The following is a 13,715-nucleotide window of genomic DNA, read 5'->3' on the forward strand; positions in this document are numbered from 1 at the left end:
CGTGACAGTACACGAATCGCTGTATTCAGCAGAACCTGTACTACGCGTCGCTCGGCGCCACCGCCTTCGCCGAGCGCTGCCACAGCATCGCGAGCGGGATCGCCGCCGCTACCCCGGCGAGCCCGAACCATCCGACCGCCTGCACCGCATCGGTCTTGTCGGCGAGCACACCGGCGAGCAACGGGCTGACGCCGGTCGCCGTCGTCAGACCCGAGTTCGACATGCCGATCGCCTGGCCGCGCCGCGCGTCGGGAAGCATGAACGTCATCGAGGTCGTCGCCTGCATCACCACGATCGTGCCGAACGCTCCCGCGAACACGAACAGCAGCACGGACACGACCAATCCCGGTCGCAGCAGGCAGAGCGCCACCGGCACCGCGGACGCGATCGCAAGCGGCCCGAGCAGCCCCGGCCGTTTGTCCTCCGGCACCAACTTGCTGAACAGGAACGCACCCACCACGCTACCCAGCGGATCCGCCGCCAGGATCAACCCGACCATCACCGAACTGCCACCGAACACAGCGGCGTACGGGGCGGCCATCCCTTCGTACACGGCGACGAGCGCCATCAACCAGAGCATCAGCACCAACGCGCGCATGCCCCGGTCCGCGAACAGCAGTCCCCACGACTCACCCGCCGACGCCCGCCACGACCGCCGTACGCCGGTATCGCCGGCCTTGTTCGCATCGGCCGCCGGGCGCGGTCGGAGCCGGCTTCGGATCAGGAGGGCGGATCCGAAAAAGGTGACCGCGTCGAGCGCGAGGACGACGTACGGGTTGAACAGGGCGATCAGCAGACCGCCGCCGGCGAACCCCGCCAGCTGCGCGGACTGGATCGTGATGCTGCGGATCGCCATGCCGGTCGCGTAGCGCTCGGTGCCGAGCACTTCGGGGAGCAGCGCGAGCTGGGCCGATTTGAAGACGGGTTGGAGCAGCGAGACGACGCTCACCAGGACGCACCGCAACCAGAACGGCATCGGCGGAATCGCGACCAGGACGATCAGGCAGCCACGCAGTCCGTCGACCGCCATGATCAGCTCACGCCGCGGAAACCGATCCGCGAGCCCGGTCAGGAAGATCCCACCGAGCAACGACGGGACGAATGTGAGCGCATAGGTGAGGCCGGTCAGCGCCGCCGAACCGGTGTCGGCGAACACGAGCACCGACAACGCGACCCTGGCGAGCTGATCCCCGGCAACCGACTGCAACTCCGCCAGCCACATCGCCCGAAACTCCGGGACCCGGAAGCACTCCCGATAACTACTCCTCGAACCTGTCACCACGGGGCCTCACTCACACTCGCGCCTCCCGGCCGCGCCCCCCAGACGACCCTGCCAGCCGCAGCGTAGGTCCCAGATCACCCCCACTTCCTCCCTTTCGAACATCCTGAAAACGTCCGCGGGCAGGGCTCTTGGCCGTTGGACGGGTCAGGTGGCGAAGACGGCGGAGTCGTGGGCGAAGGCTTTGAACTCGAGGGCGTTGGTGGCGGGGTCGTGGAGGAACATCGTCCATTGCTCACCGGGTTGGCCTTCGAAGCGGAGGTAGGGCTCGATGACGAAGGGGGTGCCGGCGGCGCGGAAGCGGTCGGCGAGCGCGTGGAAGTCGGGGATCTGCAGGATCAGGCCGAAGTGCGGGACGGGGACGTCGTGGCCGTCGACCGGGTTGTGGATCGGGGCGGGACGCGCGGGGGCGAGATGAGTCACGAACTGGTGGCCGCGCAGGTTCCAGTCGATCCAGGTGTCGGAGCTCCGGCCGCGCTCGCAACCGATCACGGTGCCGTAGAACTCCGCGGCGGCGGCGAGATCGTCGACGGGCATGGCGAGGTGGAAGCGGGGCAGCGGTGAGGTCGAATCGGTCATACCTAGAACATACGAGCCGATCCGGCCTCACCGAGCGTTGTCCACAGGCCGCTTCCGCCGGCCACGAGCGATCGCCTGCGCTCAGGGCCAGATCGAGGTGACCCATTCGGGGTGGTCGATGAACGGGTTCCGGTTGTGCTGCCAGGTGTCGAAGATGACCTGGTTGCGGCGCTTCTCGAAGGCGTCCGGCGGGTCGGCCGCGCTCCACGCCTTCAGCACCGACAACCTGCCGATGTACGGCGCGGTGCCGTTGTTGACCGAGTCGTTCGGCTCCAGGTTGGCGAAGCCGTCGTCACCCTCGTACCGCACGGCCATGTAGAAGATCATCCGGGCGACGTCACCGCGCACCGCCGGGCGCGGATCGAACGAGTCCGCGTCGGCCGTGCAACCGGGGCACTGGGCAACCGTCGTACCGCCGTTGTCGAAGTCCAGGTTGCCGCGGGCAGCGTTCACCGAGACGTCCTCGGGCCGAAGGTGGTGCACGTCGGTACCGGGTCCGGTGGTCGTGCCGAAGTCGCCGTGCGACTTGGCCCAGACGTGCTCGCGGTTCCAGTCGTCCGCGCCGCTGCCGTTGGAGGACTTGCTCTGCGACCGTCCGGAGTACAGCAGGATCACGTTGTTGGAGTTGGCCGGGTCCTGGTCGGTGTCCTTCAGCGCGGTCCAGACCTGGTCGTAGGTGAGCTTGGTCTGGTTCGAGATGATCGTGTGCAGCGCGGCCTTCAGCGCCGCGCCGGACTTCCCGGTCGCTGCCGCGTAGTAGTCGCCGGGGTCGCCAGGATCGGATCCGCCGGCACCTGTGAAGGCAGTCGGGTTCTTCAGCCCGGCGTGTGGAGTGAAGTACGGCGTGAGCGTTCCGGTGACGGCGATCTTCGTCCCGACCAGCCCGGGGTTCGACTGCAGTCCGTACTGCGTCCTGAAGGTGCTCGGGATCTGCACGTAGAGCATCGAGCCCGTGCTCGTCTGGCTCGCCGAGTCGGCCAGCGCCAGCGCGGTGTCGGCAGTGAAGTTGCTCCTGATCACCGTGCTCGCGGCGGTCGGTTGGCCGACCACGTACCCCTCGACGGTCGCGACGGATCCGTCCTGCCGGCCGATCGCGGTACTGACGGAGATGGTCGCGGTGGTAGCCGCTGTCGACGGCGTTATGCCGTACCCGAGCAGACCTAGAAGGATTGTTCCGATCAAGAAGGCACGGCGAACAAGCACAGCGGACTCCCACGGGGCGGTAGGAACGGGGCGGTCGCTGTGCAGTCTGCCCGGCCAGAGGGCCGGGGAAGCGTCATCGGAGGAAAATGTTGTCCGACGATCCGGCAAACTCTGCCCGCCCCGCCGGGAGCGTTGAGTCGGTGGGGCGGCAGCGCGTTGGCGCTGGGCCGCCCCACCTAGGTGTCAGGGCCCCCATCAGTTCACGGCTTTCACCGCGTTCTGCTCGCCCGTCCACCAGCGAGGCGCTACTGGCGGGCAGCACCTCACCGACCGGTCGGAGTGTCCTACTCCAGGTCTGGCGTGGTGCGGACGCCGTTACGGACCGTACTCAGTCCGGAACAGAATGTCCATGGCGAACAGAAGCTGTCTCAAGGTACTGACGGGTCCCTGAATCAGCAGCTGAATCAGCAGCTGATCGTGTCCGCGTGCGTGGTGCCGGCGGAGCGGTAGGCGTTCACCCGGGCAGTGGCCGTCGCCGGCGACAGCGCCTCGTTCTTCGCGTAGTACACCCAGTCGGCGGACTGCACGTAGGCACTGGTGCCGCCGCTGTGGCCGGTCAGGTCGATGAACCACTCGTTGTAGTTGAGCGTCATCGGCCGTCGCGGGTAGACCGTGTGACCGGCACCGTCATCGGTGTGGTCGGCGGCGAGCGCACCGTCGATGTAGTACTTCACATGGCCGCCGGCGACCACGGCCACCAAGGTGTGCCACCCGGCGTGGCTGAAGCGCCGCGCGGTACTGATCCGCCAGCCGTCGAACGGGTCCTCCTGGTAGGTGTTCCAGCTGGTGATGAAGTCGACCGGCCCGGTCTCACCCCAGCCACCGTTCGGCAGGTACTCCGAGACGTCCAGCTCCGAGTACGTCGGCTCCCAGTCGTAGTCGAGCGGCGAGATCGTGTAGAAGGTCTGGTTCACCAGGTCGCCGTCGTTGCCGCTCACCGGCCTGTCGCTGAACTTGAACCGGGTCGCGTAGGTGCCCTCGAAGAACCGCTCCTGGTTCTGCTGCACCTGGGCCTGCGTCGTGCCGCTGGCAGTTCCGTTGGTCGCGGCACGCAACTGCAGCGACTTCTGGCCGTCGACGACCGGGAAAGTCACGTTTCCCGCGGTCCAGGTGCCGTCGATACCAGGCCCACCGGCGCCGGTCCGGACGCTCCAGTCGTGACCGGTGAAGTTCGGATCGGTACGGGAGGTGTAGTTGAAGTCGTCGAAGAAGGCACCGCACGCGGCCGGCTTGCGAGGGTTGTCCGGCGCCGTACGGGCGCTGGCCGTGGTACTGAGGCCTCCTGCGGTCAGGGCGGCCAGTACTACGGCTGCTGCGGTGACGCGGAGCTTGCGGGATCGAGCCATGGGAGGGTCACACACCTTTGGTCGTCTCGGGGGCGGAAGAGCTCATTGCAAAGGGTCTCTCTGTAAAATGGTCTATCCAATTGGTCAAGTCAACCCCTGGCCGAGCGGCAATCGTTGTCCGTTTGGTCTGACCACTGGTAAAGATTGCTAGAATTGTCCGATGCGACGGACCGAGGCACGCGACCGGCTGCTGCGGCTGATCGAGATCCGCCGACCGGGCGAGGCCCTGCCGTCCGAGCGCAGCCTGAGCGAAGAGCTCGGCGTCTCCCGGCCGACCCTGCGGGCGGCGCTCGACGATCTCGCCCGCGACGGCCTGGTCGTTCGCGAGCACGGCCGGGGGACGTTCACCAGTGCACGCAAGATCCACCAGGAGCTCGAGCCCGCTCCCGACGGCAACTTCCAGGTGCCGCCGGCCGACGGTACGCCGTGGCAGAGTCGGCTGATCAGCTTCGAACTGGAGCTCGCCGGCGCACGGTTGGGCCAGCGGATGGAGATCTCGCCGGGCGACCAGCTCGTCTCGGTGGTCCGGCTGCGCCTCGTCGACGGCGCGCCGATGTGCATCGAGCGGATCAAACTCCCGGCCGCGTCCGTGCCCGGGATCACCGGTCACGACTTCGAGCTCGGCTCGCTCTACGGGCTGCTGCGATCGCGGTACCAGGTGGCCGCGCGAACCGCGGTACAGACGACCGAGCCGACGGTGACGGATGAGCAGGAGGCCGCGCTGCTCGGCGTACCGCTGCATTCGCCTGCTCTGTTGTTCGAGCGCACTACCCGCAACGTGGACCACGCCGTGATCGAGTACACCCGCTCCATCTACCGAGGAGACCGGTACCGGATCACGACGCGGTTGACGTTCCCTGAGGACTAGCCCTTCACGGCACCCGCGGCCACGCCTGTCGTCACTCGTCCCTGCAGGACGAGGAAGATCAGGAGCACGGGCAGCATGAACAAGGTCGCCGCGGCCATCGTGGCGCCCCAGTCCGTGCCGAAGGTGTTGCTGAACGACGAGAGCCAGACCGGCAGTGTGCGCTGGTCCTGGTTCTTGATGATCAGCAAGTTCGCGAAGGCGAACTCGTTCCACGCGGTGATGAAACCGAACAGCGACGTGGACAGCAGCCCGGGCGCGAGCAGCGGGAAGACGATCCGCCGGAACGCCGTGAACTGGTTGCAGCCGTCGACCTGAGCCGCTTCCTCGAGCTCGACCGGGATGCCCTTCAGGAAGCCGCGCAACGTCACGATCGTGAACGGCAGCGTCATCATGAAGTAGATCAGCGTCAGCATCGGCAGCTTGTCGAGCATGTCCGTGTCGCGGGCGATCACGTACATCGGAATCAGCAGCGCCTCCCACGGCGTCATCTGCGCGATGAACACCATCAGGATGAACGCCTGCCGCCCCTTCCACTTCATCCGCCCGACCGCGTACGCCGCCAGGCAGGCCACCACGAGCGACAGCAGTACCGCGCTGATCGCGACCATCCCGCTGTTACGCCAGAAGGTCCAGAAGCCGTCCGCGTGCACCGCCGTACCGAAGTGGTCCAGCGTGACGTGCGTCGGGAGGAACGACGGCGTCTCGGCCTGGATCTCCTTGGTCGGCTTGAACGCGGTCAGCACCATCCAGTAGACCGGGAAGATCGAGAAGAACAGGACGCCGAGGGCCACGGCGTTCAGCGTGATCCGACGGCTGAGCCGGGTCCTCACAGTTCACCCTCCTCTTTGAACATCTGCCGGAAGTAGGCGAGCAGGACGACGGCCAGGATCAGCACGGTGACCATCGAGATCGCCGCGCCCAGGTCGTAGCGGTTCAGCGACTGGGCGATCTGGTAGGCGTAGACCGGCAGGGTCAGCGTCGCGTTGCCCGGGCCGCCCTGGCTGATCGCCCAGATCTGGACGAAGCTCTTGAACACCCAGATCACCTCCAGGCAAAGGATCAGCCCGAACATCGGCCGCAGGATCGGGAACGTGATCAGCCAGAAGGTCTGCACCGATCCGGCCCCGTCGATCTGCGCCGACTCGTGCAGCTCGCGGGGCACCGTCGTCATCGCGGCGTACAGGGTGAGCGCCGCGAACGGTACCGACTGCCAGACGATCAGCAACACGATGATCGCGAAGGTCGAGTTGCCGTCCGCGAACCACGCCTTGCCGTCGAACTGCTCGAAACCGAGCGCGACCAGCACCCAGTTCACGACGCCCAGCTGGGACTGGAACAGCCACTGGAACACGGTCGTCGCGGCGATCACCGGGATCGCCCAGGCGACCACCAGGCCGCCCATCACGGCGAACCGCATCCACTTGCCCAGGGCACCGATCAGCAACGCGACCAAGGTGGCCAGCCCCATGATCAGTCCGACGTTGATCGCGGTGAAGACGAACGTCCGGCCGACCACACCCCAGAACTTGTCGTCGGACAGGATCTGCTGGTAGTTGTCGATCCCGACGAACTCGGCCCCGCCACGGATCAACTGGGCGATCCCGAATTTCTGGAACGAGATCAGCAGGTTGCGGACGAGCGGGTAGGCCAGCAAGTACGCCGTACCGACGACTGTCGGCGCCACCAGCAAGTAGGGCAGCACGCGCGCCCACAGGGGTTGCCCCCGCCGGACCGGGACCGGCGAACCGGGCTCGGGGGCGGGGGCTGCTGTGGTCGCTTCAACTTCAGCCACAGCCATAGCGCTACTTGGTGTTCAGGGCCTGGGTGATGATCTCGTCGGCGGCCTTGGCCGCGGCGGCCGGGTCACCGCCGGTCAGCACCTTGGTCTGGTACTCCTTGATCGGGTTCTTCGCCTCGACGGCGGCCCAGTTCGGCGAGTTCGGGGTGGCCTTGCCGTTGGCCGCGCCGGCTGCCATCGCCGCCACTCCCTCGTCAGCGCCGACCGACGAGGCCAGGCTGGTCCGGTTCGGCACGTACTTCATCGACTTGGCCAGATCGACCTGCCACTTCTCGCCGGCCAGTTCCTTGATGAAGGTGTACGCCGCGTCCTGGTTGGCCGAGGCCTCCGGGATGATCAGGTCGGAGCCGCCGGTGAAGACGGCACCCGGCTTGTCGGCGGTCTTGCCGGGGATCGGGAAGAAGCCGATCTTGTCCTTGAGCGCCGGGTTCGCCTGCGCGATCAGCTCGGCGGCCCCCGGTACGGCGATCATCTGCGCGACCTTGCCCTGCGCGAACACGTCGGTCTGGGTCGGCTTCGCCTCGTCGGAGTCCTTCGGGCCCTTGCCGAGCGCCTGGATCTGCCGGTAGAAGTCCATGCCCTTCAGTGCCTCGGGGGTCTCCAGCGCGCCCTTCCAGGTGTCGCCGTCCTTGACCGCGAGGTCGCCGCCCTCGTCCCAGATGAAGCCGGACAGCACGTAGAAGTTCTGGCCGGGCAGGTAGATGCCCTGGTTGCCGCCGGTGTTCACCTTCGCGGTGTCGGCCAGCCACTCCTCGCGCGTCTTCGGCGGCGTGGTGATGCCGGCCTTGGTGAAGAGGTCCTTGCGGTAGAGCACGACCCGGTTCGCGGCGTAGTACGGGATGCCGAACTGCTTGCCCTCGTAGTTGCCGGGACCGGCGAGACCCTCGATCCAGTCGTCGCCCTTGAGGTCGGCCTTCTTGTCGGTCAGGTCCTTGACGCCGCCGCTGGCCGAGTACTGCGCGACCTGGGTGTTGCCGACCTCGATCACGTCCGGCGCGTCCTTGCTGGCCAGCGCGCCGATGATCTTCGGGCCGATGCCGTTCCACTCCTGGATCTGGACGTTGGCCTTGATGTCCGGGTGGGTGGCGGCGAAATCGTCGGTGAACCGCTTGAGGAAGTCGTCGGAGACGCTTCCCTTCATCAGCCACACGTCGATGCTGGTCGGACCGGACGCTGCGGTGTCGTTCTTGTCCGAGCTGCCGCACGCGGCGAGCGCGGTCAGCGACAGAGCCGCGACGGCGACTGTGGATATGGCAAGGGGACGGAACTTCATCGGATCACCTCTGGCGGAGTAGCCGGAGAACCCCCGGCTGACTGGTATGAACCTGTCGTTCAGTGGCGCAGAGCCTTGCGGCAAATGCCGGACCAGTCAATACTTCAGCAGTGTCCGTTATTAAGTCGTGAGAGCGCACACGCGCGTCAAAGGTGGCAAATCACGTGTTCTGGGAGCATTTCTCGCAGCATGCGTTGCAAGTGACGCAACAGACCAGTTTGAGCTTCTGGTAAGTCGTTGACCGGACCAGTTGCGTCGACAGGAAAGGAGCTACACCAGCGCGCGGCCGTCGTGCTGCTGCGCCTTCTTGAGCCCGACGAGCAGCAGACCGATGCTGATCGCGCCGACGACGGCGTACGTGATCCGCCCGCCGATGCCGTCCCAGGTGGTGTGCAGAGCGACCGCCACGGCGTACATGCCGAGGAAGCCGAGGAACCGCTTGCCGGTCGGCTCCACTGCGAACCGCCAGAGGCCCCAGCAGGTGAGACCGGTCCACGCTGCATGTCCGGCCGGCGACAGCAGGCCGCGGATGAACAGCGTCTGCTCGGCCGCACCGACGTTCCCGCCCGACTGGAGCAGGGCGACGAACGCGTAGCCCATCGTCTCCAGTACTGCGAACCCCGTGCCGACCGCGACGCCGATGACGATGCCGCCACCGATCGAGCGGTACCGATGGCCGAAGAACAGCACCAGCACCACGGGAACGATCAGCTTCGCGGCCTCCTCGATCAGGCCGACACCGAGCATCGGCAAGGCGCCGAGCCTGCGCATCGCGTCGTACTCGAGCAGGCCGGCGACGACCACGCCCACCACGCCACCGAACAGCAGGGAGCCGCCCAGCGTCGGCCCGTCGATCAGCCAGCGCCCGGAGCGACCCGCGGCGAACGTGACGAAGGTCAGCGGTACTACGAGGGCGCCCAGCAGGATCAAGGTCGGGAAGAGATTCGGATTGTCCGTATCGGCGAGCACAGCCAGCACCGCGAGGTACAGAGCGCCTCCGATCACCAGCGTGCCGAGCCAGGCCCACCTGCGAACCATCTGCTGTGCCGTCATGTACAGATCCTGCACCGGCCGCGTGACCGAAGCAGCCGTCCGCCGCGTGTGTCCCCAGTCGCAAGTCGGGTTGCGCGGATCGCCACCGTCAGCGACTGTCGAGACAGGAGGTGCTCACAGTGCGCGTACTACGTATCGCTCAGGTACTCGGATGCGGTGTGCTCCTGCTGGCCGGCAGCACGTCCTGCGGCACCGGCGAACCGGCCGGCCCAGTGACGGTCACCGTGACCAGCACCCCACCTCCACCGACCACCCCGACCCCGACCCCGACCGGAGCGAGCGGCGTGGTGCCGAACGTGGTCGGCGTGAACCACCAGTTGGCCCAGGACACCCTGCAGGCCGCGGGCTTCTTCTACCTCACCGAAGAAGATGCCACCGGCAAGGGCCGCCTGCTGATCAACGACCGCAACTGGGTCGTCGTCTCCCAGATCCCGACCGGCGGAACCAGGACCCTCCTCACCACCAAGATCCTGCTCCGCTCGAAGAAGATCGGCGAGTAGCAGTTGGCGTTGTTGGGACATGGCGCAGGGACGGCAGGGATGGACAGGGTGCTGAGGTGAGGTGCGGCTGCAGACTCACTCGGAAGAGGTGCCTGCCCTAGCCTCTCGAAGGAGACCGACCCATGTCCTCCCCGAAGAAACGTGCCGCCATCCTTGCGGCTGTCCTGGCGATCAGTACGACGGCAATCAGTACTGCGGCGGTCCCGGCGACCGCTGCGCCGCCGGACCCCGGCATCGTCACACCACGCACCACCACGAGCACGGCGAACGGCGTACAGACAGTGACGCTGGTGACTGGTGACGTCGTGCAGGTCACCGATGCCGGTGGTGGCAAGAAGGCCGCGTCGGTGCAACCCGCGCCGGGCCGTGAGCGGGTTGCGTTCCACACGATCGAGGTGGACGGCGGCCTGCGAGTACTCCCCAGCGACGCGGTGCCGTACATCTCCAGCGGCGTCCTGGACGCCAATCTGTTCGACGTGAACGAGCTGATCGCCGACGGCTTCGGTGACTCCGCCGCCACGTCCCTGCCGCTCATCGTGCGGTACGCCGACCAGAACACCGCCCGCTCGCAGTCACTCGCCGGTACGACGACCGTCCGGCAACTCCCGTCGATCGGCGCCACCGCGATCCGGGCCGGCAAGGGCGAACTCACCTCGCTCTGGCAGTCGCTGAAGCCTTCGCAGACGGCCAGGACGCTCAACAGCGGCATCACCAAGGTCTGGCTGGACGGCAAGGTCCGGGCGGTGCTGGACCGGAGCGTGCCGCAGATCGGCGCGCCTGCTGCCTGGCAGGCCGGGTACGAGGGCACTGGCGTCTCCGTCGCAGTACTGGACACCGGTGTCGACGCCAACCACCCTGACCTCGTCGGCAAGGTCAAGGAGGCCGTGGACTTCTCCGGAAGCCCCACCGGCCCTGTCGATCACTTCGGTCACGGCACGCACGTCGCTGCGACCATCGCGGGCACCGGAGCCGGCGCAGGCGGCACCCGGAAGGGCGTAGCCCCCAAGGCCGACCTGCTCATCGGCAAGGTGCTCGGCGACGACGGGTTCGGCTACGACTCGTCGATCATCGCCGGGATGGAATGGGCCGCCACCGAAGGCGCCCGGGTGGTCAACATGAGCCTCGGTGGCGAACCCACCGACGGCACCGACCCACTCAGCCAGGCGGTCAACGACATCACCGCTCGCACCGGCATGTTGTTCGTTGTTGCCGCAGGCAACGAAGGCGCGGACCAGACGGTCGGTACGCCGGGCGCGGCCACCTCAGCTCTCACCGTCGGCGCGGTCGACCGGGACGACAAGCTGGCCGGCTTCTCCAGCCGCGGGCCACGCCTTGGCGACGGCGGCCTCAAACCCGAGATCACCGCACCGGGCGTGGACATCGTCGCGGCCCGCGCGGCCGGTACTGCGATGGGCGACCCGCTGGATGACCTCTACACGGCAGCCTCCGGTACTTCGATGGCGACGCCGCACGTAGCCGGCGCTGCCGCCCTGATGGCCCAGGCCCACCCTGACTGGAAGGCGGACCGCCTCAAGAACGCGCTGATCAGTACTGCGAAGACCGCTGCGGACGTCAGCGTGTACTCGCAGGGCGCCGGCCGGGTGGACGTCGCCAGAGCCGTTGCGCAGAAGGTGTACGCGACCGGTGTCGCCGACTTCGGCCTGCAGACCACCACTGGCGGATCTACGCAGACGATCACCTACCGCAACGACACCACGGCACCGGTGACGCTCGACCTGACGGCCGACGTGGACAATCTGGACACGAACAAACCCGAGACGGACGCGTTCACCCTGCCCAGTACCGTCACCGTGCCGGCAGGAGCGAGTGCCGACGTACCGGTGGTGCTGGATGCCGCCAAGCTCGACCGTGGTCAGCACAGCGGCTGGATCGTTGCCACTGGCCCCAATGGCGTCGTCACGCACACCGCGGTCGGCGCGTGGCGCCAGGCCCCGAGCCACACGGTCACGCTGCGGGCTGTCGGCCTCGACGGCAAGCCGACCGGCGTACCGGTGGTCTCGCTGTACGGCGACAACTCGCGGTCCGACACGCTGGCGTGGATCCCGGACGGCGGGACGTACAAGGCCGTCGTCGAGGAGGGCACCTACCTGCTGCACTCGATCGTCGAGAACAACGACCCGCAGGACGAGAAGGTCAGCCTGTTCACCGATCCGAACGTCGTGGTGAGCAAGGACCTCGAAGTCGTGATCGACGCGCGCAAGGCCGCGCCGATCACGATCCAGACGCCGAAGCCGTCGGAGCAGCAGGCAGTGCTCAGCTACTACGTGCACCGCGAGTACGGCAACGGCCGGAAGATCGCTCACGGCGTGATGCACTTCAGCGCGGTCAAGCAGGTGCTGGTCACGCCGACCAAGCCGGTGGCCGACGGAAGCTTCGAGTTCTCGTCCCGCTGGCAACTGGTCGCACCGATCGTGCAGGCATCCATTCCTGGCGTCAGCGGACCGCTGGACCTCAACTTGCTGCACCAGTCGCCTGCGCTGGCGGGCAAGAAGCGCTTCCCGTTGACGACCACCGTCGTGAAGGGCGCCGTCGCGGTCCTGAACGACAGAGAGGACATCAGTGAGGAGGAGCAGATCGCCGCAGCAGCCGCGGCCGGTGCTGCCGGGGTCATCCTGGTCCGGCCGCCGGACTGGTCGACCTGGACGGTCTGGACCCCGAACGGCGATCGCGAACCCATCCCGGCACTGGTCACAAGCACCAAGGACGGCCAGAAGCTGATCGACCGGGCCCGCAAGGGGCACGCGACGATCGATCTGACCCTGACCACCTCCAGCCCCTACCTGTACGACGTACAGCAGGTCTCGGCCGGGCAGATCCCCGCCAAGATCACGTACAAGGTCACTGCCGCCAACAGCGCGCGGGTGAACACCGCGTACGCCGACAACGGGGGCTTCAACTGGGCCAAGGAGCAGCGGTTCGGGTGGCGCCCGTGGCAGGAGTACTCGTGGAACGACTCGCAGCGCTTCGTCGAGACACCCAAGGTCCGCGAGGAGTGGGTGACGTCCGGCGACTCGCTCTGGCAGCACCGGGTCCACCACCTCTACACCTGGGACTCGATGAACCCACTGGCCGGTGGGATGACGTCGGTACCGCGGTCGTACCGCCCCGGTTCGTCCACGGAGACCTGGTTCGGGCCGGTGGTCCGTCCGGCGGCCGCTCCTGGCCTGGTGTCCACCAGGACGGGTGACAGGTTGTCGCTGCGGATTCCGTCGTTCGTCGACGCGGCCGGGCACTACACGATCGGTGAGACCACGTCCGCTTCGGCTGTGTTGAGCCGGGCCGGACAGGTGGTGGCCGAACTCCCCGACGCCTGGCAGGACGTGATCACCAGCAGCGGCGACTCGGCGTACAAGCTCGACCTGTCCACGGCTCGCGTGGACGAGGACGGCGAATGGAACTGGGCGACCAGCACTCGTACGGTGTGGGACTTCCGGTCCAAGAAGACCTCGGAGACCACGGCGACCGCCCTGCCGCTGCTGCAGGTCGACTACGAGGTGCCGACGGATCTGACCGGGCGGGTGGCGGCCCGTCCGCATCTGATCGGTTTCAAGGTCCACCAGCAGGCCGGAGTCGCGGCGCCTCGCTCTACCTCTCTGCGGGCCGAGGTGTCGTTCGACGAGGGCAAGACGTGGCGCCGGATCATTGCGGTCGGGGGTCGCGGCCACTACCTCGCCGTGGTACCGGCAGGCAAGGGCACTGTGTCGCTGCGGGTCGTTGCCGGTGACAACGCGGGCAACAAGATCAGTCAGACGGTCATCCGCGCCTACGGCTTGAAGTAGCCGAGCCAGAGGGCGC

11 protein-coding genes are annotated in these 13,715 nt (G+C 67.2%); 3 read left to right on the plus strand and 8 right to left on the minus strand.

All coding sequences use genetic code 11. The annotated features are described in order from the left end of the window. Nucleotides 1–40 precede the first annotated feature (40 nt). From EV138_RS16480 to EV138_RS16495, 4 genes are all read right to left on the minus strand, one after another. Nucleotides 41–1,279, minus strand: a complete 1,239-nt coding sequence (locus EV138_RS16480) for an MFS transporter (protein ID WP_238158174.1) — start codon at nt 1,277–1,279, stop codon at nt 41–43. Between the two features lie 147 nt (nt 1,280–1,426). Continuing rightward, nucleotides 1,427–1,858, minus strand: a complete 432-nt coding sequence (locus EV138_RS16485) for a VOC family protein (protein ID WP_133979802.1) — start codon at nt 1,856–1,858, stop codon at nt 1,427–1,429. Between the two features lie 81 nt (nt 1,859–1,939). Next, entirely contained in the window at nt 1,940–3,061 is a 1,122-nt protein-coding gene (locus tag EV138_RS16490) for an endonuclease (protein WP_133979803.1), read from the minus strand. Nucleotides 3,062–3,465: 404 nt separating this feature from the next. Beyond that, nucleotides 3,466–4,407: a glycoside hydrolase family 16 protein gene (locus EV138_RS16495; RefSeq protein ID WP_133979804.1), complete on the minus strand. Its 942-nt coding sequence runs from the start codon at nt 4,405–4,407 to the stop codon at nt 3,466–3,468. 160 nt (nt 4,408–4,567) lie between these two features. Here EV138_RS16495 and EV138_RS16500 point away from each other — a divergent pair, with 160 nt between their 5' ends. Then, complete coding sequence (locus tag EV138_RS16500) at nt 4,568–5,275, plus strand: GntR family transcriptional regulator (protein ID WP_133979805.1); 708 nt, start codon at nt 4,568–4,570, stop codon at nt 5,273–5,275. Here EV138_RS16500 and EV138_RS16505 read toward each other — a convergent pair. From EV138_RS16505 to EV138_RS16520, 4 genes are all read right to left on the minus strand, one after another. Next, complete coding sequence (locus EV138_RS16505; protein WP_133979806.1) at nt 5,272–6,105, minus strand: carbohydrate ABC transporter permease; 834 nt, start codon at nt 6,103–6,105, stop codon at nt 5,272–5,274. The genes EV138_RS16500 and EV138_RS16505 overlap by 4 nt on opposite strands. Then, a complete protein-coding gene (locus EV138_RS16510) occupies nt 6,102–7,067 on the minus strand; it encodes a carbohydrate ABC transporter permease (protein ID WP_439648989.1) in 966 nt (321 codons plus the stop codon). Before EV138_RS16510 ends, EV138_RS16505 begins: the two co-directional genes overlap by 4 nt. Nucleotides 7,068–7,077: 10 nt before the next feature. Then, complete coding sequence (locus tag EV138_RS16515; RefSeq protein WP_133979807.1) at nt 7,078–8,346, minus strand: extracellular solute-binding protein; 1,269 nt, start codon at nt 8,344–8,346, stop codon at nt 7,078–7,080. A 270-nt stretch (nt 8,347–8,616) separates the two neighbouring features. Next, on the minus strand, nt 8,617–9,399 hold the full coding sequence (locus tag EV138_RS16520; RefSeq protein ID WP_133979808.1) for a PrsW family intramembrane metalloprotease: 783 nt from the start codon (nt 9,397–9,399) through the stop codon (nt 8,617–8,619). A 119-nt stretch (nt 9,400–9,518) separates the two neighbouring features. Here EV138_RS16520 and EV138_RS38050 point away from each other — a divergent pair, with 119 nt between their 5' ends. Then, on the plus strand, nt 9,519–9,899 hold the full coding sequence (locus tag EV138_RS38050) for a hypothetical protein (protein ID WP_238158176.1): 381 nt from the start codon (nt 9,519–9,521) through the stop codon (nt 9,897–9,899). A 122-nt stretch (nt 9,900–10,021) separates the two neighbouring features. Further along, nucleotides 10,022–13,699 (plus strand): S8 family serine peptidase, encoded by a 3,678-nt coding sequence (locus EV138_RS16530; protein WP_133979809.1) that lies wholly within the window; start codon nt 10,022–10,024, stop codon nt 13,697–13,699. Nucleotides 13,700–13,715 lie beyond the last annotated feature (16 nt).

Origin of the sequence: Kribbella voronezhensis (assembly GCF_004365175.1) — a bacterium.
Taxonomy (GTDB): domain Bacteria; phylum Actinomycetota; class Actinomycetes; order Propionibacteriales; family Kribbellaceae; genus Kribbella; species Kribbella voronezhensis.

Excerpts from the sequence above, each read along its gene's own strand:
- EV138_RS16520 (WP_133979808.1), bottom strand. The coding sequence starts at position 9,399 with ATGACGGCACAGCAGATGGTTCGCAGGTGGGCCTGGCTCGGCACGCTG.
- EV138_RS16485 (WP_133979802.1), bottom strand. The coding sequence starts at position 1,858 with ATGACCGATTCGACCTCACCGCTGCCCCGCTTCCACCTCGCCATGCCC.
- EV138_RS16515 (WP_133979807.1), bottom strand. The coding sequence starts at position 8,346 with ATGAAGTTCCGTCCCCTTGCCATATCCACAGTCGCCGTCGCGGCTCTG.
- EV138_RS16530 (WP_133979809.1), top strand. The coding sequence starts at position 10,022 with ATGTCCTCCCCGAAGAAACGTGCCGCCATCCTTGCGGCTGTCCTGGCG.
- EV138_RS16500 (WP_133979805.1), top strand. The coding sequence starts at position 4,568 with ATGCGACGGACCGAGGCACGCGACCGGCTGCTGCGGCTGATCGAGATC.
- EV138_RS16495 (WP_133979804.1), bottom strand. The coding sequence starts at position 4,407 with ATGGCTCGATCCCGCAAGCTCCGCGTCACCGCAGCAGCCGTAGTACTG.